Source organism: Terasakiispira papahanaumokuakeensis, assembly GCF_001709345.1.
In the GTDB taxonomy this organism is placed as follows: Bacteria; Pseudomonadota; Gammaproteobacteria; order Pseudomonadales; family Halomonadaceae; genus Terasakiispira; species Terasakiispira papahanaumokuakeensis.
Window position 1 is genome coordinate 3,017,730 of the sequence record NZ_MDTQ01000001.1, and the last position, 22,894, is coordinate 3,040,623.

16 protein-coding genes are annotated in these 22,894 nt (G+C 51.9%); 13 read left to right on the top strand and 3 right to left on the bottom strand.

Features of this window, described 5'->3' with window-relative positions:
• Nucleotides 1–314: 314 nt before the first annotated feature.
• From BFW38_RS13205 to BFW38_RS13230, 6 genes are all read left to right on the top strand, one after another.
• Nucleotides 315–2,981 carry a nitrate/nitrite transporter gene (locus BFW38_RS13205; protein ID WP_068999328.1) on the top strand — a complete coding sequence of 889 codons (2,667 nt, stop codon included), beginning with the start codon at nt 315–317 and terminating at the stop codon, nt 2,979–2,981.
• Nucleotides 2,982–3,002: 21 nt separating this feature from the next.
• Nucleotides 3,003–6,761: a nitrate reductase subunit alpha gene (locus tag BFW38_RS13210; RefSeq protein ID WP_068999329.1), complete on the top strand. Its 3,759-nt coding sequence runs from the start codon at nt 3,003–3,005 to the stop codon at nt 6,759–6,761.
• The gene (narH, locus tag BFW38_RS13215; RefSeq protein WP_068999330.1) at nt 6,758–8,314 is read left to right on the top strand and encodes a nitrate reductase subunit beta; all 1,557 of its coding nucleotides are present in this window, start codon (nt 6,758–6,760) and stop codon (nt 8,312–8,314) included. The genes BFW38_RS13210 and narH overlap by 4 nt, the downstream gene beginning before the upstream one ends.
• Complete coding sequence (gene narJ, locus BFW38_RS13220; RefSeq protein ID WP_084004645.1) at nt 8,304–9,041, top strand: nitrate reductase molybdenum cofactor assembly chaperone; 738 nt, start codon at nt 8,304–8,306, stop codon at nt 9,039–9,041. The genes narH and narJ overlap by 11 nt, the downstream gene beginning before the upstream one ends.
• A complete protein-coding gene (gene narI, locus BFW38_RS13225; RefSeq protein ID WP_068999332.1) occupies nt 9,041–9,715 on the top strand; it encodes a respiratory nitrate reductase subunit gamma in 675 nt (224 codons plus the stop codon). Before narJ ends, narI begins: the two co-directional genes overlap by 1 nt.
• 131 nt (nt 9,716–9,846) lie before the next feature.
• Nucleotides 9,847–10,647: a peptidylprolyl isomerase gene (locus BFW38_RS13230; RefSeq protein ID WP_068999333.1), complete on the top strand. Its 801-nt coding sequence runs from the start codon at nt 9,847–9,849 to the stop codon at nt 10,645–10,647.
• Between the two features lie 134 nt (nt 10,648–10,781).
• On the opposite strand, the gene BFW38_RS13235 is transcribed toward BFW38_RS13230, so the two are convergent.
• Entirely contained in the window at nt 10,782–12,386 is a 1,605-nt protein-coding gene (locus BFW38_RS13235) for a methyl-accepting chemotaxis protein (RefSeq protein ID WP_068999334.1), read from the bottom strand.
• A gap of 435 nt (nt 12,387–12,821) precedes the next feature.
• On the opposite strand from BFW38_RS13235, the gene BFW38_RS13240 reads away from it, so the two are divergent.
• From BFW38_RS13240 to BFW38_RS13270, 7 genes are all read left to right on the top strand, one after another.
• Nucleotides 12,822–13,814 (top strand): succinylglutamate desuccinylase, encoded by a 993-nt coding sequence (locus BFW38_RS13240; RefSeq protein ID WP_068999335.1) that lies wholly within the window; start codon nt 12,822–12,824, stop codon nt 13,812–13,814.
• 177 nt (nt 13,815–13,991) lie between these two features.
• A complete protein-coding gene (locus BFW38_RS13245) occupies nt 13,992–14,297 on the top strand; it encodes a PepSY domain-containing protein (RefSeq protein WP_068999336.1) in 306 nt (101 codons plus the stop codon).
• Between the two features lie 3 nt (nt 14,298–14,300).
• On the top strand, nt 14,301–14,975 hold the full coding sequence (locus BFW38_RS13250) for a response regulator transcription factor (protein WP_068999337.1): 675 nt from the start codon (nt 14,301–14,303) through the stop codon (nt 14,973–14,975).
• A complete protein-coding gene (locus tag BFW38_RS13255; RefSeq protein WP_068999338.1) occupies nt 14,972–16,309 on the top strand; it encodes a sensor histidine kinase in 1,338 nt (445 codons plus the stop codon). Before BFW38_RS13250 ends, BFW38_RS13255 begins: the two co-directional genes overlap by 4 nt.
• A 126-nt stretch (nt 16,310–16,435) precedes the next feature.
• Nucleotides 16,436–17,458, top strand: coding sequence for an adenosine deaminase (locus BFW38_RS13260; RefSeq protein WP_068999339.1), 1,023 nt, complete (start codon nt 16,436–16,438; stop codon nt 17,456–17,458).
• A 64-nt stretch (nt 17,459–17,522) separates the two neighbouring features.
• A complete protein-coding gene (locus tag BFW38_RS13265; protein ID WP_084004647.1) occupies nt 17,523–18,143 on the top strand; it encodes a cytochrome b/b6 domain-containing protein in 621 nt (206 codons plus the stop codon).
• Nucleotides 18,144–18,415: 272 nt separating this feature from the next.
• Nucleotides 18,416–20,425, top strand: a complete 2,010-nt coding sequence (locus BFW38_RS13270) for an LTA synthase family protein (protein WP_139116626.1) — start codon at nt 18,416–18,418, stop codon at nt 20,423–20,425.
• A gap of 116 nt (nt 20,426–20,541) precedes the next feature.
• Here BFW38_RS13270 and BFW38_RS13275 read toward each other — a convergent pair whose 3' ends face one another.
• Together BFW38_RS13275 and astD are read right to left on the bottom strand one after the other, a co-directional pair.
• Nucleotides 20,542–21,057, bottom strand: a complete 516-nt coding sequence (locus BFW38_RS13275; RefSeq protein WP_139116627.1) for a GerMN domain-containing protein — start codon at nt 21,055–21,057, stop codon at nt 20,542–20,544.
• A gap of 192 nt (nt 21,058–21,249) precedes the next feature.
• On the bottom strand, nt 21,250–22,737 hold the full coding sequence (gene astD / locus BFW38_RS13280; RefSeq protein WP_068999342.1) for a succinylglutamate-semialdehyde dehydrogenase: 1,488 nt from the start codon (nt 22,735–22,737) through the stop codon (nt 21,250–21,252).
• Between the last annotated feature and the right edge of the window lie 157 nt (nt 22,738–22,894).

Consider the following 22,894-nt stretch of genomic DNA (forward strand, 5'->3'; position numbering starts at 1 on the left):
GAAAAACCGCATCAATAGCGCGATCAATGATTCATGAATAGTATGATCCGTTGTACGTCATCATACCCGACGTCAACAGGGGCCTACCTCGAATAACCCAGCCCATAGTAAACCCCAGGTCAAAAACACAAGACAAATAAAAAAACCCAACAAAATCAATATATTATAAAAATAATGTATCTACCTAAAAAGAGGTAATATGGACATTTAAGGCAGATAAGCACCTAGCCTCGATTGATATACATCAATCAACCTCATGACGTCATCACGCACAGTCCCTAGCGAAATACCTTCATCTGTCAGAGGGATTCGCCATGGGCATCACCTTCGCAACCTCAAAGGCTTACCGAGCACTGGGTCTGAGTACCCTGGCTTTTACCTTGTGCTTTGCCGTCTGGACATTGTTTTCCATTATCGGCATTAAAATACAAGCCGCTTTTAATCTCTCCGATACAGAATTAGGGCTTCTAATGGCGACCCCGGTGTTAACTGGTTCCATTAGCCGCTTATTTCTGGGCATTCTCACCGACCGTTTTGGCGGTCGCTGGGTTTTCAGTCTACTGATGCTGGTCACTGCGGCCTGTGTTTACCTGATGACCTTGGCACAGAGCTACGGAATGTTACTGGTCGGTGCTCTCGGCATTGGCTTAGCAGGGGGCGCCTTTATTGTTGGCGTCGCTTACACCGCCCCGTGGTTCTCCCCGCAACATCAAGGGACTGCACTGGGGATCTTCGGCGCAGGCAACGTCGGGGCCGCCCTGACTAACTTTGGCGCCCCATTGCTCTTGTTGATGATGGATTGGCAGTCAGCAGCGCGTATTTACGCTCTGATCATGGTCGTCATGAGCATTATCTTTTGGATTTGCGCGCGCCCAGATCCGCAAAGTCAGCACCGTCAACAACAAACCCTCAAGCATCAGCTCGCGCCTTTGGCCGACATTCGAGTCTGGCGCTTTTCGCTGTATTACTTTTTTGTTTTCGGCGGCTTTGTCGCGCTCGCCCTTTGGCTGCCCCACTACCTCATTAAAGTTTACGACCTCAGCTTAGCGCAAGCAGGCCTGGTCGCCGCGTTATATACCATTCCTGCGTCACTGTTTCGGATACTCGGCGGGTGGTTCTCAGACCGTTACGGCGCCCGCAAAGTGATGTACTGGACACTGGGCGTCTGTGCGATTTGTAGTTTTATGCTGAGTTATCCGCCCACCGCTTATCGCATTGAAGGCGTGTCAGGCCCGGTCGCTTTTGAATTTGATATGCCTTTAGCCGGATTTATCGGGCTCACCATGGTCCTGGGCTTTTTCATGTCCTTGGGGAAAGCCGCTGTCTATAAGCATATTCCGACCTATTACCCTCAGCATGTTGGGGCTGTCGGCGGAGCAGTGGGTATGGTCGGTGGCTTAGGCGGCTTCTGCCTGCCGCTGACCTTCGGCATGCTCAATGATGTCGTCGGCATTTGGCAAAGCTGCTTCATGCTGATGTTCATCGTCGCCATGGCCGCTTTGATCTGGATGCACTACGCCATTCACCAGGCCCACCGGGCCGAATGGTCACAAGGGCGTGATGAAACCGATTTACCTGAACTGGCCACACCGAATCGCTTTGTTTTAGATGACTGGCGACCGGAAGACCCTGACTTTTGGGCTCAAAAAGGTCGCACCATTGCCAACCGTAACCTCTGGATCTCGATCCCGAATCTGGTGCTAGGCTTTGCCGTTTGGATGGTCTGGTCGGTGGTTGTGGCCAAACTCCCATTGGTGGGCTTTCCCTACAGCGCCAACCAGCTTTTCTGGCTCGCCGCCTTGCCCGGGCTATCCGGCGCCACCTTGCGCATTTTTTACAGTTTCATGATTCCTATTATGGGAGGTCGACGCTTCACTGCACTATCGACCGCTTCGCTGCTCATCCCTGCGGTATGGATTGGCTTTGCCGTGCAAAACCCTGACACCCCTTATCTGGTGATGCTCATTCTCGCCCTGCTATGTGGTTTTGGTGGCGGTAACTTTGCCTCCAGCATGGCCAATATCTCCTTTTTCTACCCCAAAAAAGAAAAAGGTAGCGCCATGGGCATGAATGCAGGACTAGGCAATCTCGGCGTCAGCATTATGCAGTTGTTGGTGCCCTTAGCGATTACCACTACAGTGTTCGGCGTGCTCGGGGGCAGCCCACAGACCTTACCGAATGGCGATGCGGTATGGTTACAAAATGCAGGCTTCATCTGGGTGCCCTTTATCTTGGTTGCCACCTTATTTGCCTGGTGGGGCATGAATGATATTGCCAGTGCCAAAGCGTCTTTCGCTGATCAGGCCGTCATTTTCAAACGCAAACACAACTGGTTGATGTGTCTGTTATATACCGGCACTTTTGGCAGCTTCATCGGCTATTCCGCCGCCTTTCCGCTGCTGGCAGCGAATCAATTTCCCCATATTGAAGTCTTGAAATACGCCTTCCTTGGTCCTCTTATTGGTGCCGTCAGCCGTGCCGCGACCGGTGGCCTGGCTGACCGCTTTGGGGGTGCACGCGTGACTTTCTGGGTCTTTGCGGGAATGTCCGCCAGTGTGGTGGGGGTTTTGTTTTTCCTCGGTATTAAAGACCAGCCAGGCGCCTTTTGGGGCTTCTTCGCCATGTTCTTGTCGTTATTCTTTTTCACTGGGGTCGGCAACGCCAGCACTTTCCAGATGATCCCCGAAATCTTTCGTCAAGAAGTCGCCCGTCTGATGCCTCATTTAGACCAGACCGCGCAGTACCGGGAGTCCGAACGAGAATCAGCGGCCACTGTGGGCTTTACCTCCGCCATTGCCGCCTATGGCGCCTTTTTTATTCCTAAAACCTTTGGCACCGCTATCGACCTGAGTGGCAGTGCCGCCCCTGCGCTTTATGGCTTCATCGTGTTCTATGCGATTTGCATGGGGCTGACCTGGTTTTACTACAGCCGACGTCACGCTGAAATTCGTTTTCAGTCGCAGTCACCTGAGCGTCACTAATGTGAGGATGAGGAGATCATCATGAGTCGATTTTTAGATCATCTGAGACACCTGACTCAGACCCCAGAACCCTTTTCCGGTGAGCATGGTGAAGCCCGTCATGAAAACCGGGACTGGGAGCAAGGCTACCGAGACCGCTGGCAGTACGACAAAATCGTACGCTCCACTCATGGCGTCAACTGCACCGGTTCATGCAGCTGGAAAATCTACGTTAAAAATGGGCTTGTCACTTGGGAAACCCAACAAACAGACTACCCCAGAACCCGTCCAGATCTGCCCAATCATGAGCCCCGAGGCTGCCCAAGAGGCGCCAGCTATTCATGGTATTTGTACAGCGCCAATCGCTTGAAATACCCCCTGATTCGTAAAGAACTCGCGGCGTTATGGCAACAAGCCCGCCAGCAATTTGATGATCCCGTCGAGGCATGGGCTTGGATTGTTGAAGATGCTCAACATACCGCGGCTTATAAGCAGGTACGCGGCTTGGGTGGTTTTGTGCGTGCCCAATGGGATGAATTGAATACGTTAATCGCGGCTTCAAACGTCTACACCGCCAAGCAATATGGCCCCGATCGTATTATTGGATTTTCACCGATCCCGGCGATGTCGATGGTCAGTTATGCGTCAGGCGCCCGTTACTTGTCATTGATTGGCGGGGTCTGCCTGTCTTTCTATGACTGGTATTGCGATTTACCCCCCGCCTCTCCCATGACCTGGGGTGAGCAAACCGATGTGCCCGAATCGGCCGATTGGTACAACTCAGGCTACTTGATTGCGTGGGGCTCCAATGTGCCCCAGACGCGTACCCCGGATGCCCATTTCTTCACTGAAGTCCGATACAAAGGCACCAAAACCGTCGCGATTACACCAGATTACGCAGAAGTCGCGAAGCTGTCCGATGAGTGGCTCTCAGCCAAACAAGGCACCGACGCTGCATTAGCGATGGCCATGGGCCATGTCATGTTGAAGCGCTTTCATTTAGAGCAACAGACGCCTTACTTCACTGATTATGTGCGACGCTACACCGACATGCCGATGCTGGTGGTGTTAGAACAACGGGAAGATGGCCGTTATGTCGCGGGTCGCCAGCTTAGAGCCCATGATATGCCCGGCCAAATGGGCCAACAGAATAACCCAGAATGGAAAACACTCGGCTGGGATGAACTGACCGACCAACTGGTCGTACCTAAAGGCTCGATTGGCTTTCGTTGGGGACAAGCCGATCAAGGCCAATGGAATCTGGAACCTCAGGATGCTGAAGGTCGTAGCATCCAGTTACAACTCTCCTTCGCGGACAATCACGACACCATCGCATCGGTCGGCTTCCCTTACTTCGGCGGCATTGAACACGAGCACTTTGAGCACGTCGCCGGTGATGACGTGGTGTATCACAACTTACCCACCAAACGCCTCACACTGGCCGATGGTCAGGAAGTGCTGGTGGCCACGGTGTTTGACTTAACTTGTGCCAACTATGGGATCGACCGGGGCTTCCAAGGCGAACATGACGATCAAGGGGCCACCTCATTTGATCAGATACGTCCTTATACACCGGCGTGGCAAGCTCAAATCACGGGCGTGAGTGCCGCGCAATGTGAGCGCATTGCAACGGAATTCGCTGACAATGCCGCCAAAACCCAAGGGCGCAGCATGATCATTGTGGGTGCCGGGATGAACCACTGGTATCACATGGATATGAGCTATCGCGGCTTGATGAACATGCTCATCCTTTGTGGCTGTATCGGTCAAAGTGGCGGCGGCTGGGCCCACTATGTCGGGCAAGAAAAACTCAGACCCCAAACCGGCTGGCTGCCGTTGGCCTTTGGGCTTGATTGGACACGTCCGCCACGCCAGATGAATGGCACCTCATTCTTTTATAACCACTCCAGTCAGTGGCGTTATGAGAAGCTCCAAGTCAGTGAACTGCTCTCGCCATTGGCGGACCCGAAAGACTTCAGTGGCAGCCTCATTGATTACAACGTTCGGGCCGAGCGGATGGGATGGCTGCCGTCAGCACCGCAGCTCAATACCAACCCGTTGCACTTGAAAGCCCAAGCCCAAGCCGCTGGCGCCGAATCGACCCAAGCGTATGTCATTGATCAGCTCAAACAAGGGCAGCTTCAATTCGCCGCGGAAGATCCGGATCATCCGCAAAACTTCCCCCGCAACATGTTTATCTGGCGTTCAAACCTGCTGGGGAGTTCAGGCAAAGGGCACGACTATCTGCTGAAATATTTGCTGGGCGCAACACACGGCATTCAAGGTGAAGACCTGGATCAATCCAACGGCATCAAACCCGAAGAAGTGACTTGGCGCGAAGGCGCAGAAGGCAAATTAGACCTACTGGTCACCCTGGATTTCCGGATGTCGACCACTTGCCTGTATTCGGATATCGTCCTGCCGACGGCCACTTGGTACGAGAAGGACGACCTCAATACTTCGGATATGCATCCGTTTATTCACCCGCTGACCGCTGCCACAGACCCGGCATGGGAATCGCGCAGTGATTGGGAAATTTACAAAGGCATTGCCAAAGCATTTTCCGACGTCTGTCCCGGTCACTTGGGTCAGGAAACGGATATCGTCACGCTGCCACTGCAGCATGATAGCCCTGCCGAGTTAGGCCCCAGCGAAGTCAAAGACTGGAAGCATGGTGAATGTGAGGCCATTCCTGGTGTCACTATGCCCAGTTTGATCGCCGTCGAGCGTGATTACCCCGCCACTTACGAACGCTTTACCTCTTTAGGCCCGGCGCTGGAAGAAAAAGGCAATGGTGGCAAAGGCATCAACTGGGACACCGTCAGTGAAGTTGACCTGCTAGGGCGACTGAATCATCGCAAGCTGTCCGGTGCCGCAGAGGGACGCCCTTGCATTGAAACCGCCGTGGACGCTGCAGAAACTATCCTCAGTCTTGCTCCGGAAACCAACGGACAGGTCGCCGTGAAAGCCTGGCAGGCACTCTCCAAAGTCACGGGGCGTGCTCATGATCACTTAGCCAGACCTAAAGAAGAGGAAAAAATTCGCTTTCGCGATATCGTCGCCCAACCGCGCAAAATCATCTCAAGCCCGACTTGGTCAGGCCTGGAGGATGAACACGTCTCCTACAATGCCTGCTACACCAATGTGCATGAACTCATTCCCTGGCGCACCTTGAGTGGCCGACAGCAACTTTATCAAGACCACCCCTGGATGCGCGCTTTCGGCGAAAGCCTTGTCGCCTATCGTCCACCCATCAACACCCGGGCGATCAGTAGCATGAAACAGCCCGCGAGCAATGGGAACCCCACCATCGCTTTAAACTGGATAACCCCCCACCAGAAATGGGGCATTCATTCCACTTACAGCGATAACCTGCTGATGCAAACCCTTTCGCGAGGCGGCCCGATTGTGTGGCTGTCAGAGCCCGATGCACGCTCGATCGGGGTTGAAGATAACGATTGGGTCGAGCTTTACAACGCCAACGGTGCCGTCACGGCACGCGCGGTGGTCAGCCAAAGGGTGAAAGATGGCATGGTGATGATGTACCACGCGCAAGAGCGTTTGCTGAATATTCCCGGTTCGGAGGTCTCCGGCACTCGTGGCGGCATTCACAACTCGGTCACCCGCATCTGCCCGAAACCCACCCATATGATCGGCGGCTATGCTCAGCTCGCTTATAGCTTCAACTACTACGGGACCGTCGGTTCCAATCGTGATGAGTTTGTCGTGGTGCGCAAAATGCGCCGTGTGGACTGGCTCGATGATGAAGGCCGAGATACAGAACAGGAGGCCGTGCAATGAAAATTCGTTCTCAAGTCGGCATGGTATTAAATCTGGATAAGTGTATTGGCTGCCACACCTGTTCCGTGACCTGTAAGAACGTCTGGACCAGCCGTGAAGGGGTCGAATACGCCTGGTTCAATAACGTCGAGACCAAACCCGGGATTGGTTATCCCAAAGCCTGGGAAGATCAGAAAAAATGGAAAGGCGGTTGGCTACGTCGCCGTGATGGCAAGCTGCAACCGCGGATTGGCGGTAAGTGGCGCGTCCTGTCCAATATTTTTTCAAACCCGGACCTCCCGGAAATTGACGATTACTACGAACCTTTCACGTTTGACTATCAGCATTTGCATCAAACCGCTAGAACTCGACATCAACCGATTGCACGCCCTCGCTCCCTGATATCGGGAGAACGCATGACGAAAATCGAGTGGGGGCCCAACTGGGAAGAAATCCTGGGCACCGAGTTTGCCAAACGTCGCCGAGATGCCAACTTTGAGCGCATCGAAGCCGACATCTATGGTCAGTTCGAAAACACCTTCATGATGTATCTGCCACGCCTTTGCGAACATTGTTTGAATCCAGCGTGCGTAGCTTCTTGTCCCAGTGGCGCCATCTACAAGCGCGAAGAAGATGGCATTGTGCTGATTGATCAGGATAAATGCCGTGGCTGGCGCATGTGCGTATCGGGTTGTCCTTACAAAAAAATCTATTACAACTGGAAGAGCGGCAAATCAGAAAAATGTATTTTCTGCTATCCCAGAATTGAGTCAGGCCAACCCACGGTGTGTTCGGAAACCTGTGTCGGGCGGATTCGTTACCTCGGGGTCTTGTTATACGATGCCGACCGTATCGAGGAAGTGGCCGCCAGCGAGGACGAGCAAGATCTCTATCAACGTCAGCGCGATATTTTTCTCGACCCCAACGATCCGGAGGTCATTGCACAGGCCCGCCGTGATGGCATCACTGAGAATGTGATCAAAGCGGCACAAGCCTCACCCGTCTACAAATTGGCCATGGATTGGGAACTGGCGCTTCCACTTCACCCGGAATACCGCACCTTACCGATGGTCTGGTATGTGCCACCGCTCTCCCCCATTCAATCGGCCGCCGAGTCAGGCATTTTGGACACTCACTTGGGGCTACCCAAAATCGAGGACCTGCGCATTCCGGTTCAATATCTGGCTAACTTGCTGACCGCAGGAGATGAAAAACCGGTGATACGCGCGCTCAAACGCATGCTGGCAATGCGACTGTTCATGCGTGAGCGCCATGTTGAAGGCCGCGATAACCCAGAACTGCTGGAAAGTGTCGGGCTCACTCAAGCCCAAGTCGAATCCATGTATCGCTATCTCGCGATTGCCAACTATGAAGACCGCTTTGTGATTCCAACGAGCCACCGCGAATTGGCCAAAGAAGCCTTCCCGGAAAAAAGTGGCTGCGGCTTCTCCTTCGGACAAGGCTGTCAGGGCGGTGACAGCGAATTCTCTTTATTTGGCGGACGTCGACAAACCAGCACTCTCGTCAAACCTGTCGATATTTATGATCCACAGGAGGCCACTCATGATCAGTAATACCGCGATGACGCTCAGGGCGCTTGCTCGGCTATTGGACTATCCCGACCCTCAATTAATCGAGAGTTTGGCAGACATTGATCACGTCATGGATCAAGACGGCCGGCTACCTGAGGCGTTAAAACCCCGCTTTCATCAATGGACCCAGACACTCAGATCGGGCGAACTATTTGACCATCAGGCCATTTATGTGGAGCAGTTCGATCGTGGACGCCAAACCTCTTTGCTGTTGTTTGAGCATGTCCATGGCGAATCCCGCGATCGTGGTCAAGCGATGGTGGACCTTCTCAATGAATATCAAACCGCAGGGATGACTTTAGCGACCCATGAACTTCCCGATCACTTACCGGTGGTGCTGGAATACCTCTCCACTCGCGATGATCTCACGATAGGTCAATGGCTGGGGGATCTAGAAGCGATTCTGGCACGTTTAGGCGCGCGCCTCAGTGAAGCCGAAAGCGATTATGCCCTGATCTTTCAAGCCCTTTTGGCACTGATCGGCGCCAGTGATCAATTAGAGATTCAGCGTCCAGAGATTAAACACGAGGTCTCCGATAAAACCCCCGAAGCACTCGATGCGGTTTGGGAAGAAGAAGCCGTTCGTTTTCATGCGCAATCCGATGAAGACTGTGCATTACAGTCTGCTCAAGGGCGCCACCTGGCCGCACACAAACGTCAAACCGCCAGCGACCCCGTACGTTTGCTCGATACTCAAGGAGGCCTCTGATGAACACTTTCTTGTTCGGTCTTTACCCTTACTTGGCTGGCAGTGTCTTTCTCATTGGCAGCTGGTTGCGCTATGACCACGGGCAATACACTTGGAAAACGGGCTCAAGCCAAATGCTGTCGCGGCGGCAAATGCGCTTGGGCAGTAACCTGTTCCATATCGGTATCCTGACCATTTTCTTTGGGCACTTGGTGGGTTTGCTCACCCCCCACTGGGTCTATGCGCCCTTCATGTCGGCCAATGCCAAGCAAATCATGGCGATTATCATTGGCGGGGTTGCTGGCCTCATGTGTTTAGGTGGCGGCTTGATCCTACTTCATCGTCGACTCACCAATCCTCGCGTGAAAGCTAGCTCCAGCGGTGCCGATAACCTCATTCTTATTTTATTGATGGTTCAAGTCAGCCTGGGACTCATGACGATCATCCCCGCGGTTGGGCATTTAGAAGGCGGCTCCCAACCGATGCTGCACCTGGCTGAATGGGCACAGTCTATTGTTTTCTTCCAAGGCGGAGCGGCCACCCACCTTGAGGAGATCGGCTTGATTTATAAACTACACATTCTGGTCGGCTTAACCATTGTGCTGATTTTCCCTTTCACTCGATTAGTCCATGTCTGGAGTGCTCCAATAGGCTATATCTATCGTCGCTACCAAATTGTGAGACATCGCGCCTGACGGCTCTCTGTTCAGCACGATACCCGTTATCACCGGGTATCGTGTTGTGATTAAGACTCATGAACAATCATGAGTCTTCATGGGCAGTTATTCGAATTCACGGGCAGTCATTAGGATTCATGGAGAGTGCAATGGATACGATCCCATTAGAAAACCTCGCCAGCTCGGCCCGCTCGATTCAAGTGGGGCAGCACACCATCACCGAGGATGAAATTGCACAAGAGATGCAGCACCATCCGGCCAGCTCTGCGGACGAGGCCTATCAAGAGGCGGCACAAGCGTTGGTCATCCGCGCGCTGCTGTACCAAAGTGCCGAAGCCGAAGGGTTAAACCCAGAGGAAGATGAGGCTACGGCGATCGAACAATTGTTAGACCAAACACTGACCATTGAGGCACCGACCGATCATGAGTGCCAACGTTACTATGCGGCACACCCTGAACGATTTAGTCCACCGTTACAGCTGAAACTACGCCATATTCTATTGGCGGCTCCCGTAGAAGAGACGCAGCAACGTGATACTCAGCGCCAAAAAGCGAATCAATTCATTCAGCAACTCAAGCAAACGCCCGAAGATTTCACGTGGCTGGCGCAAAAAGAGTCGGCGTGCCCTTCCAAAGATCAAGGCGGGGATCTCGGCATCTGGCAAAAAGGGGTCACTGTTCCCGAGTTGGATCGCCAGTTAGCCTACCTCTCAGAGGGCTTATGTGACCGCCCACTAGAGTCTCGGTACGGTTGGCATATCGTATGGATTGATGAACGTTTAGCCCCACCAATACCTGACTACGCGGAGGTACAACAGCAGGTCAAACATTGCTTACAGGAAGAAGCCAGTCGGCGAGCACTGCGACATTATTTACTGGCCCAAGCGGAATACTGGGGCATAAAAGGGTTTGCATTAGACCAACGAACAGATAACGCTTTGATGCAGTGAGTTGTTTGAGCATCCACCACACTGTAATGCTTAAGACGTGTAGAGAAGCCCTACTCATACCTCTTCAGGGCTTCTCCTCAAATCAATCACGCAAACGGTCCATCAACTCACTGACAGGTAGGATGAATATTTCATCATTGAGCAGGTAGTTGGAAGCGTGACATACGATCACTCATTTGCTGAGCCTCATGACGAATATCATTACACGCTGTCACAACTTTCTCTGAATCCTGCCGGGTCTGCTCGGCCACAGAAGACACCTGCACAACCCGTTGATCAATATCCTGAGCCACCTGGCTTTGCTGTTCAGCCGCAGTCGCAATCTGGGTATTCATCGTACTGATGACATCCACTGCCCCCACAATGGCTTCCAGTGATTGTGTGGCTTCTTGCATGGTATCCACATTTTGCTGGGCTTCTTCAGCCCGTTGCTGCATCGCGCTGGCCGTACTTTTGGCTTGGTTTTGCAACCGTTCAATAATGCTGCGAATTTCCCCGGTGGATTGCTGTGTCCGTTGTGCCAGAGACCTCACTTCATCAGCTACGACAGCAAAACCACGACCGGCGTCACCCGCACGCGCCGCTTCAATCGCCGCATTTAAGGCCAGCAAGTTCGTCTGCTCAGCAATCCCCGTAATCACTTCCAAGACTTTATCCACCTCTTCAGTCTCGGCTTCCAACTGACGCACCTGATCGGCAGTGGCTTGAAGCTGTGCCATCATGTCATTGAGCATATGTGCGGTACGATCGACTACGGTTTTGCCTTTACGCGCTTCCTCTTCAGCATTCTGGGTCGCATCGGCGGCTTGCCCCGCATTTTCAGCAATTTCGCTGACAGTAGCGGTCATTTCGTTCATGGCCGTCGCCACTTGATCTAAATCTTCAGACTGACGCGCAACACCTTGGCTCGTTGAATGAGTCGTGCTGACCACTTCCAAAGTATAACGATCATTATTAGTCGCCGTTTCTTGTATTTGTCGCAGTAAATGGCAAATTTCGTTCTGCATGCGATTAAACGCTGAGAACATTCGACCAACTTCATTGTCTTCGTACTCGATCGGTAAACGTTGAGTCAAATCACCTTTACCGACTTGCTCAAGCCCACTCAGCAGCACTCGAATCTGCTGCATTAGCACACTGATGCCAAACATACGCCCCATCACCACTAAGACCAGAATCACTAACACACAACTGAAGGCAATACCAAGCTGCAAGCGTTGAGTGGCATCAGCTTCTTGCGTCATCATGACGACGGCTTGGTTCATTTCTTTTAACAGGGTGACCGAGTTACGCTGCAGTTCTGGAATACGCGAAGCTTGGGGATCTTGAAGCTGCCGATTAATGAGTGACGCCATTTGCTGCCAGAGCTGATCAACCGTTTGCATCTGACGTTGAATCACGGGGTCATCAAAGACGGCTATATTTTTCGCTGGATTACCCGCCATTAAATCACGATGAGCGGTTTCAAAACGCTGCATCGTTGTTTGAAGTGTCTGTTGATCAACAGCGCCAACTTCAAGTAATAACACCTCTTTCGTCATCTTTTGGCTGAGCATGCGCTGGGCACCCGCGACATTAATCGTCTGAGGGGAAACCGACATACTCAAGAATAACGATACACTGGCCACCGCAGCCATGAGAAAAATCAGTGCATAAGAAAATAAGAATTGACGGTCAAGACTTCTCAAGCCCAAAAGGCGAAGCGCCCGATTTATACCACCAGCAATCAACTGCCTCATTGAGTACATCCTCTTACTTAAAATATTCGCGACCATCATGCGGAGGTCTCGGGAAGAGCAGATAGCTAGAAGCGCAGCTCATCAGCGTTGCTCACAACAGAGATCTGCAGCTACAGCTTGGTGAACGGTCATTCATCACAATACTATTTAATACACGACATAAAATAATGCACCGTATTGATCCCCCTATACCATCAGCAAATGTAGCCCAAAGCCCTTTGTATTGTGACAACAAGTATCTAGCGCAGTACCAGCCACCACCTTTTCAATACAACATCATTGATCAAATAAGCCATCAGATCTAAAAGCATCTATCCATTGCGCACACTGAGACCAGATCGACATATAACGACGGTATGATGATATTGATATCATTCAAAGACATGCCAAAAAACAGTCATCTCGATGGCTCATTAACATGACAATGAGGCGCTTATGCTAAGTGATTGGATACCAGCAACTTTAGAACCTGCTCCATTCCCGACTGAAGGCCGTTGCCGTGGAGGTCATTGGTTAACGCCCTGCTGGGGCGTATTAGAGCTGACACCTGATCACATCAATCCCCAAGTGCCTGCCAGCGTTATTTCGGTCGCCGTTCATGGTAATGAAACTGCACCGGTGGAACTACTGGGCGACTTACTGTGCCAGTTGGATGCCGAAAAAATGACTCTCGGCGCCCCGACCTTACTCATTTTTGGTCACCCTAAGGCTTGCGTCGCACAGCAGCGTTATATCGACACTAACTTAAACCGGCTGTTTCAGCGTGGCTTAGAAGGCACAACTCAGGAACATCATCGTGCGATAGAACTGATGAGTGCAGTTGATGATTTTTTTGAGCGCTATCCATCCAATCCCCATCTCCATCTAGATCTTCACACAGCGATTCGCCGTAGCGAGTATCCTCGTTTTGCTGTATTGCCTTATGCCGAAAGGACGTCGCCAACAGCCACCCAGTGGGGCTGGTTATCTGCTGCGGGCATACAAGCAGCGCTTGTTCAGCACCAGCACAGCTGGACTTTTTCTCACTACAGTCGTCATTACCACCAAGCCACCGCCTGGACACTGGAGCTGGGGCAAGTGGCGCCGATGGGACAAAACGACCTCGAACCACTTGCGCCCATGGGCGCTTTACTCAGTGCATTAATTCAAGGCTCGGCCCCTTCAACAGATAATCCTGACGCCATCACTTATTTTGTCGTACGTGATGAGCTGATGCGTCAAGGCGACCACTTCTCGTTTCATTTTGCCGACGACACACCAAACTTCACCACCTTTAAACCCGGTACCCGCCTCAGTGAAGATGACATTGCAGGGCCTTACATTGTCGGTGATGACCCCGTATTGGTTGTCTTCCCCAACCCTCAAGTTGAAGCCGGTGCACGAGCGGCATTACTGGTCACACCGACTTCACGTCCTGGTTCAGCCTGAATTAAGCTATGTCTGTCATCATATGACTCATTCATGATGTGGAATGAGGCCCTGATAATGAGCGACAAGGGCCTTGTCTGACCTGACAGACACTTGTGACTGAGATAAAGCCTGCGACGATAGCTTAAACATCAAGCGATCCCGCAGCGTTTTATGATCAGTCAGCGGAGACTGATAATGAAAATAACGCAACTGGGCATTGGGCTATTATCGCTTTATGCACTGGTCGCCTGGGCGGGTGATGATTTGGATCAAAGCGAGGCAAGAGCCTTGGTCGCTGCCGGCAAGATCATGCCACTTAATGATCTATTGAACTTATATCCCAGACGTTTAAGAGGACAGCTGCTTGACCTTGAGCTGGAGCGGGAAGATGGCCGTGTCGTCTATGAACTGGAAGTGCTTGATCACGACGGTATTGTTCGTGAAATCCAGCTGGATGCAGAAACCGGGGCATTGATCAGTGAAGAAATTGAAGAGGACTAACCCTTGAAACTGCTGCTTGTAGAAGATGACGACAATCTCGTAGAACAACTCCGTCCTCGCCTACAGCAGGCCGGCTTCGCAGTGGAAGTGGCCAATGATGGCATTGATGGCGCCTTTCTAGGCATGGAAGAAACACTCGATGGCGTGATCTTGGATTTGGGATTACCCGGTCAGTCAGGGCTTGAAGTCCTTAAAGAATGGCGGTCCGCGGGCCGAGATATGCCCGTTCTGATTTTAACCGCACGAGATGCCTGGCATGAAAAAGTGGATGGGCTTAAGGCCGGTGCTGACGATTATCTCGGCAAACCTTTTCATGTCGAAGAGCTAGTGGCTCGTCTTGAAGCCATTATTCGTCGCCATCATGGACAAGCCGATCCGATGCTCAAGGTAGGCAAGATTCATCTCAATCAAGATACTCAATGCGTCACCGATGCCTCAGGTCACACACATGAATTAACCGCCATTGAATTTCGGTTGTTACGTTGCTTAATGCTGAATGTCGGCCAGATCATGTCTAAAACGGCCTTGAGTGAACATGTTTATGAAGAAGACCAGCTGCGTGACAGCAATGTCATGGAAGTTTATGTCAATCGTTTGCGCCAACGCCTGGGCCGTGATGTGATTAAAACCCGGCGCGGCCAAGGCTATGTCATGCCAACACCGGAAGGCGAAGGATGACACGTTTTCGTCAAGGGCAATCGTTAGAAGCGGCACTGCGTCGCCATCTCCTCTGGGTCATGCTGATGGTCATGGGTGGTTTATTAACGATGGTCCATTTCGGTGTTGAAAAGCTGAGTCACGACTTTGTGCTCGCTCGCCTTGAAGATGATGCACAAAGCCTGATAGCCGCTTTATCACAAACGCCTGATGGCGGCTGGCAGCTCAACTTTTCTCGCTTACCCGATGTCTACAGCCGTGTTCGCTCAGGGCATTACTATCAGATTCGTTACCGCACGATTGGAGGAGAATGGCACGAACTGCGCTCTCGCTCATTATGGGATCAGCAAATTGAGCAAAATACGCTGTCTGCCGGACAACATCGAACCCATCAAGCACAAGGTCCCGCCAAGCAAGACTGGCTCATTTGGGAGCAAGGGTTTCGACGTCTTAACAGTGAATTCAGTTTGTGGATGGCCGAAGATATTGCGGCAATGCGCGATGATCAGCGTCAGTTCGAACTGTCACTCCTGGCCTTAGTCACCGCCTCAATTTTCCTGATGCTGGGCTTACAACGGCGCGTTCTCATGCGGGGATTTGCTCGGCTCGCCCCTATTCGGCGTGCACTGGAAGATCAGCGCAGTGGCCAAGATGTCCATATGCCCGATGATTTGCCCGATGAAGTTCAACCATTAGTTCAGGCCATTGAACAGGCCTTACAACGCTCTGGAGAGCAAACCAAACGCTCCCGTCTGGCCCTGGGTAATCTCGCCCACGAGCTCAAACGCCCCCTCCAGCAATTACAATGGTTAGCGGATCAAGCCCCCGAATCTAGCCGTACAGAGCTTCAACAGCTGTATCAACGCCTACGTCATCTCATCGACCGGGAACTTCGTCGTGCGCGTATCGCCGGAAGTCCAAGCCCAGGCCAATATTTTGATCCGCACCAAGAGATACCGATATTAGTCACCGTACTTGAACGTATGGATAATGATCAAATTCAATTCACCTCATCCCTACCCGATCAAAGCTTGCCTTATGACCGCGACGATATGCTGGAGCTCCTTGGCAACTTGTTAGATAACGCCTGGCGACATGCGCATCGACGCGTCCACTTGACGATTGAAACGCTTCCCCAGCAGTGGCAACTGCTGATCGAAGATGATGGCCCAGGTGTCCCCGAAGCACAACGCCGTCAACTGACTCATCGCGGCGTGCGCCTCGATGAAAGTGGCAGTGGCCATGGCCTGGGCCTCTCCATTTGTACCGCCGTGGTCGAAAGCTACCAAGGTGAAATGGTCTTTGAACCCTCACCATTGGGCGGTCTTAGAGTCGCGATTCGACTTCAACGCTAAGCGCTTGCCTTGGCATTTGGCCTGGGCCAATATGGCACTGATTCATGATTGATGTCATCGAGACCGATATCATGCACATCAACACCAGACGATGCCCCCGATGCCATGAACCAGAACGAGACCGTCATGCACGAATGGTTAGCCAACCTGCCCAAAATTGAACTCCACCTGCATATTGAAGGCACCCTCGAGCCTGAACTGGCCTTCGAGCTGGCTCAACGCCACCAAATAGCTCTGCCCTACCCTTCTGTGGAAGCATTACGCGAAGCCTATAACTTTGCTGACTTACAATCATTTCTAGATCTTTACTACCAATGTGCCGAGGTGCTGCGCGATGAAGACGATTTTTATCGGCTGACCATGGCTTATCTAGAACGTTGCCACACACAAGCCGTCACTCACGTCGAAATCTTCTTTGATCCACAAACGCATACGGCTCGTGGTATACCGATGAGCACTGTCATTGAAGGCATTGAACGCGCATTAAAAGAAGGCGAAACGCGATTCGGCATCAGCTCACAGCTGATTCTCTGTATTCTGCGTCACCTAGACGAAGAGGATGCGCTGGCCACACTCAATGCAGCACTGCCCTATCGAGATCGTATTGTCGGTATTGGTCTGGATTCTGGAGAACAAGGTAACCCACCGAGCAAGTTCACACGTGCTTTTGATTTTGCCAGAGCCCAGGGCTGGAAAATTGTCGCTCATGCGGGAGAAGAAGGCCCTGCTGATTATATCTGGCAAGCCCTTAAGTTGCTCAAAGTCGACCGAATCGATCATGGTGTGCGTTGTGTTGAAGACCCCTCACTGGTCGCCCATCTACGAGACATCAACATGCCGCTCACCGTATGCCCGCTCTCGAATACCCGGTTACGTGTCTTTCATAGCATGGCTGAACATAACCTCAAAACACTCCTGGACCAAGGGCTCCGCGTCACCCTCAACAGTGACGACCCAGCCTACTTTGGCGGCTATATGTTAGAGAATATGCTGGCCGTGCAAGAGGCCTTGAACTTAACCCAAGCACAGTGGCGTCAACTGACAAAAAATGCCATAGATGCCAGTTTTATTGATCACGCTCATCAACAACGCCTGCATGCCCAGCTAGACGCCTATCCAGACACGCCCCATTGTTCAGACAGCGCCTAAGGTTCTGTTAAGCTCTCACTCATAAGCTCATCACCTGCTCAAACCACCAAAAAAGGATCAGGTGATGCGCTCTTCTCGTAGACCCCATACAGCTCGACCAGCAACTCTAACGCCAACAACGTCAACGTCAACAACGCCATCATCCACTGTCGTCTGGGACCCATTACTCAGGCTTTACCACTGGGTGTTAGCTGCCGCAGTCATTACCGCATGGCTGACAAGTGAAGATGACAACCCTCTGCACATCTGGAGTGGCTATGTGGTTGGTAGCTGGGTCATATTCAGAATTATTTGGGGGATTGCAGGCCCACAACATGCACGTTTTAGCGATTTTGTCCGTAGCCCACGGGCAGCATTGGATTATTTAAAAAGCCTCTATCAGGGCCACCCGCAGTCTTATACCGGCCACAATCCTGCCGGTGGACTCATGACACTCACCTTGCTCGGTTTACTGGGGATTCAAGTGGCATTAGGGCTGATCATGCTGGCGCATCATGGCGAAGGCATACTGGCCGATACCGCAATCGCTGAGCTGTATAGCCATGATTTAAAAGAAGGGCATGAGTTTATTGGCAATGCCATGCTACTACTGATCGCCTGTCACCTTGCCGGCGTGGCTATCAGCAGTTGGCGGCACCGCGAGAACCTAGTCAAAGCCATGATCACTGGCCGTAAATCCTCTTAAGGTTAGTGCTATTCAAACTAGCGCTATTCAAGTGAGCTCTACCCAAGCAAACGCGCTTAATAACGTTAAGGCTTTCCACGCTAATGCTTTTCAAGCGAACCACCTTCAATCTGATATGCCCCGACGTTAATGCTCCCTTAAGCCCTTCGACATAAAGTGCGGCCATCGCCGTAAGCCCCGAGAATAGGGTCCAAACAGGATCAAATAACGGGGCTTACCTCTGATTGAACCTGTCTTCAGATATTTGACGAATATCTGACATAGAGGCTTTTATGTTCAACATTAGCTCCCCACTGATGCGTCTTTGCCGCCCCTGGGCCCCCCTGGTAGGACTTCTGGTCGCCGGTATCATTCTTCTATCATTAAGCCGACTAGGGCTGGTGATTTGGCAATGGGATCGCGTCATCGCTCAAAAAGCGCTGACCACGGTGCTACTCCAAGGGCTTCGGGTCGACCTGATCCAAATGGGGCTTTGGCTATTACCCCTTGCCCTATTGGCGCCTTTAATTGCTCACGACAAAACCTGGCGCTTATGGCGCTGGAGTTTAATCATCTGGGGCAGTCTTACATTAACCGTATTAGCGTTCATGGAGGCCTCAACCCCTGCGTTTATTCAACAGTACGATCTCAGGCCGAACCGATTATTCATTGAATACTTACAATATCCTCAAGAAGTCGCCTCAACACTTTGGCACGGGTTTAAGCTCCCTTTAATTCTTGGGCTATCACTCACACTCTGCGTCTTAATGATCACATGGCGCACACTAAAGCGGCGATTGCCTCATCATCCTCCGAAAGGACACAGCATTCGACTGCTGATGACTTGGCCGCTGGTCATTCTATTGCTGGCCGGTATGATTCGCTCAACCACAGAACACCGTCCAGCCAACCCGGCCATGTTTGCACTCACCGCAGACCCTTTGGTCAACAGTTTAATTCTAGACTCCACTTGGTCGGTCGAATTTGCGCTCTACAACCTACAACACGAGGCTCATTCCAGCAGCATCTATGGTCATTTATCGGATCAAGCCATGCTAGCCACACTACGTCATGGTGACATGCCTTGGCTTAACCCGAACGCATCATTACCCACACTCCATACTCAAACCGCCACCTACGCGCGCGCGAAGCCCTTAAATCTGGTGATCATACTGGAAGAAAGCCTGGGCGCCGGGTTTGTTCAATCACTAGGCGGACAAGCCTTAACACCGGAGCTGGAATCACTCAAATCACAAGGCTGGTGGTTCGAAAATCTCTATGCCACCGGTACCCGCTCAGTCAGAGGCATAGAAGCCGTTGTCAGTGGATTTATGCCGACTCCAGCGCGTAGTGTTGTCAAACTCTCATTAGCCCAACGCCACTTTTTTACACTCGCAGATCTGTTGAAGCAGCAAGGCTATCACACGGAATTCATCTATGGCGGCGAGGCCCATTTTGACAATATGCGCAGCTTCTTTACCGGCAATGGTTTTGATCAGGTGGTTGACCAGAATGACTATAAAAACCCAATGTTTACGGGCAGCTGGGGAGTCAGTGATGAAGACTTGTTCCATAAAACCGATCAACGTTTACAGCAGCACACTCAATCTGGACAACCCTTCTTCACCCTGGTCTTTAGCTCCAGTAACCACGAACCTTTTGAATACCCCAGTGGACGCATTCAACCTGAAGGCCCCATTCATAGCGTGCACAATGCGGTGCGTTACGCCGACTATGCATTGGGGCAGTTTTTCGACCAAGCTCAGCAACGGGATTATTGGCATAACACCCTGTTTTTGGTCGTCGCTGACCATGATGTTCGAGTTTATGGTAATGAGCTGGTACCGATTAAACACTTCCATATCCCAGGCCTGATTGTCGGTGCCGATATTCAACCCCGAAAAATCAAGAGCATTACCAGCCAGATCGATCTGCCACCAACACTGCTATCACTGATGGGCATCAACAGCCAACACCCGATGCCAGGGCGTGATATGACACAAGCATCACAACAGGCCGCTCAAGGGCGAGCCATGATGCAGTTTGCGGATAATTGGGCCTTAATGCGTGGCCAAGCAGTGACCATCTTGCAGCCGGAGAAGCCCGCCTTAGCCGGTCGCTATGATGCCACCACCCAAAGCCTCACGCTCACCGGCACCGCATCATCGGCACAAAGCCGTGATGCCTTGGCGCACGCGTTATTACCGGCTTGGCTATATCAACAACGACGTTACCACCTTCAAGCCGATCAACCCCCGATGATCGCCAAACAGGCATCAAATCAATCAATGGCATATAAATGATACAGAGGGTCTGGCAATCAGAGCGCTACAGCCAGGGGGACTTTAGCGCTCATCATAAGTGACATCATCGGTGACCATAAGACAGGCACCATGTGAGAACGGACTTCAAAATAACGTTAAGGATTCGAAGCCGTCATCGTGCCATTAAGCGGTAAAACATCCAACACAATCGGACAAGGGTGATAAGGATCAATCCCCTCTAAATTCAGTCCCCACCCTTGGCGGCTCCGATCCTGAACCCAGAGTTTGTATTGCCCTGGCGGCAGGATCATGTTGATGACGAAATTTTGGCCATCGGTACCATCACTGTCGTACGCCACCAGTTCACCTTCTTCGGTGTACAGGCGGGCTTCAGGATTAGGCGTATCGTAAGCGGCCAGGATTTCACTGGAGAGCTTGACCCGCGCCACCTTGTCGAGCTTAAAGCTAAAGCCTTTCGGAAAGGCACTGATATACCCAGTCCAAGGCGTTTGGTCTTTCAGCTCAATCAAGGAGCGCGGTTTAGATTGAAGATGACCACAGCTACTGAGCAACAAAGCACACCCCAGCAGCATGCTATATTTAAACAGTACTTTATATCTTAGCATTACACGATATTTTACAAGCACACGGTATTTTAGATAAGACGTCATTACTCGACCTTCTGGCGTCATGTCATGTCGTATTGTAACGCGAGCACGTCACTTCTCACATTGGTTTTGAACGCGATATCGCGCTCAACACCCAAACGTTGCTCACCATCACACTTCAACACGCTGACAGCCCTAACAAGCTCGAGCGTCAGGCGTTTCAGGTCACCCCGAACACCTGACAAACGGGGTAACCTAGGGTCTGAAGTTCAACCCTGTGGGTAAGCTGGCGGGCAATACCGCCGTATCATTTTCTAATGAGGCCATGGGCCAAGCCACATAATCGGCGGCATAAAAAGCACTCGGGCGATGGTTACCACTATCCCCGACGCCACCAAAAGGCGCATCAGAACTCGCCCCAGTGGTTTGGCGATTCCAGTTCACGACACCGGCACGAATGCGCAAGGTGAAATCTTCCCAATCCCCTGCGCTGCCGCCGATCAGGCCAGCGGCCAGACCGTAACGGGTATCATTGGCCAGCGTCAAAGCCTCTTGCCAATCCCGATAACGAGTCACTTTGGTGAGCGGACCAAAGTACTCTTCATCAGGGACATCACACCCCGTGACATCGATCACGCCAGGCGACAGGAGACTGGTCCCCTCACGCAGCAGTTTCATTTCACGCAATGACCGAGCACCACCGGCCAATAACGACTGTTGCGCAGCCAGCAAATCTTGAGCCGCTTGAGGCGAAGCAACACCGCCCATAAAAGGCGCAGGCTCATCAAACTGCCCACCCACGGTAATGCCATCCACCGCGCGTAAAAAAGCCTCTAACAAACGATCGCCCGCTTCACCTTCTGGCAACAGAATGCGTCGGGCACAGGTGCATCGCTGGCCACCGGAGATAAATGCAGACTGAACCAGCAATACCGCTGCTGCTGCCGGATCCGCATCAGGTAACACCACAACTGGATTATTACCACCTAACTCCAGCGCCAGCAATTGACCCGTCTGGCCGGCAAATTGACGATGCAGCAACTGACCGGTTCGGGCACTGCCCGTAAAGAGCAAGCCATCAATCTCACCTTGAGACAACGTTTGACCGACTTTGACTTCACCCTGAACCAAATTAATCACACCGTCAGGCAGACCGGCTTCCAGCCAACACTGTAATGTGAGATCAGCTGTCGCGGGGGTGAGTTCACTCGGTTTAAACACAATCGTATTCCCCGCCAGCAGTGCAGGAATAATATGGCCATTGGGCAGATGCCCAGGGAAATTATAAGGGCCAAACACCGCCAACACACCGTGTGGACGGTGACGTAGTGTAGCCCGACCTTCGGCCATGGCTTTTTCTCGCACAGGCGTGCGCTCATCATAGGCTTTCAGTGAGATCGCCACTTTCCCCACCATCGCCCCAACTTCGGTTAGCGCTTCCCAATAAGGCTTACCGGTTTCCTGAGCAATCAAGTGCGCTAACTCGGGCTTACGCGCTTCCAAACGTGTCCGAAAACGTTCGACAAAATCGACCCGCTCGGCGTAATCCAACCGCGCCCACTCATAAAAAGCATCACGCGCCGCTGAGATCGCTTGGTTCACTTGAGCTGGCGATGCCGTCGCTGCCTCATAAATCAATACACCTGAAACCGGATCATATTTTTTCAGGGTGTCACCCTGACCGGTGATCCATTGCCCACCAATCAGTTGCTGTTGGCGCAAGGGTAAGGGGGATTCCGTCATCAGTGATCTCCTCATTTTATCGGGCAGTTCAGGCGCCAATCACCATGTAGACATCAGCAATCACGCATGAGCACTCATTTATAAAAACTCATTCATAAAGACGATTTATAAAGACTCACTCACAAACGCTCTGAACCGAAACACGAGTCTGAACCGA

Excerpts from the sequence above, each read along its gene's own strand:
- BFW38_RS13260 (WP_068999339.1), top strand. The coding sequence starts at position 16,436 with ATGCACGAATGGTTAGCCAACCTGCCCAAAATTGAACTCCACCTGCAT.
- BFW38_RS13245 (WP_068999336.1), top strand. The coding sequence starts at position 13,992 with ATGAAAATAACGCAACTGGGCATTGGGCTATTATCGCTTTATGCACTG.
- BFW38_RS13270 (WP_139116626.1), top strand. The coding sequence starts at position 18,416 with ATGTTCAACATTAGCTCCCCACTGATGCGTCTTTGCCGCCCCTGGGCC.
- BFW38_RS13235 (WP_068999334.1), bottom strand. The coding sequence starts at position 12,386 with ATGAGGCAGTTGATTGCTGGTGGTATAAATCGGGCGCTTCGCCTTTTG.
- BFW38_RS13230 (WP_068999333.1), top strand. The coding sequence starts at position 9,847 with ATGGATACGATCCCATTAGAAAACCTCGCCAGCTCGGCCCGCTCGATT.
- BFW38_RS13205 (WP_068999328.1), top strand. The coding sequence starts at position 315 with ATGGGCATCACCTTCGCAACCTCAAAGGCTTACCGAGCACTGGGTCTG.
- BFW38_RS13275 (WP_139116627.1), bottom strand. The coding sequence starts at position 21,057 with ATGACGTCTTATCTAAAATACCGTGTGCTTGTAAAATATCGTGTAATG.
- narJ (WP_084004645.1), top strand. The coding sequence starts at position 8,304 with ATGATCAGTAATACCGCGATGACGCTCAGGGCGCTTGCTCGGCTATTG.
- astD (WP_068999342.1), bottom strand. The coding sequence starts at position 22,737 with ATGACGGAATCCCCCTTACCCTTGCGCCAACAGCAACTGATTGGTGGG.
- BFW38_RS13255 (WP_068999338.1), top strand. The coding sequence starts at position 14,972 with ATGACACGTTTTCGTCAAGGGCAATCGTTAGAAGCGGCACTGCGTCGC.
- BFW38_RS13240 (WP_068999335.1), top strand. The coding sequence starts at position 12,822 with ATGCTAAGTGATTGGATACCAGCAACTTTAGAACCTGCTCCATTCCCG.
- BFW38_RS13265 (WP_084004647.1), top strand. The coding sequence starts at position 17,523 with ATGCGCTCTTCTCGTAGACCCCATACAGCTCGACCAGCAACTCTAACG.
- BFW38_RS13210 (WP_068999329.1), top strand. The coding sequence starts at position 3,003 with ATGAGTCGATTTTTAGATCATCTGAGACACCTGACTCAGACCCCAGAA.
- narI (WP_068999332.1), top strand. The coding sequence starts at position 9,041 with ATGAACACTTTCTTGTTCGGTCTTTACCCTTACTTGGCTGGCAGTGTC.
- narH (WP_068999330.1), top strand. The coding sequence starts at position 6,758 with ATGAAAATTCGTTCTCAAGTCGGCATGGTATTAAATCTGGATAAGTGT.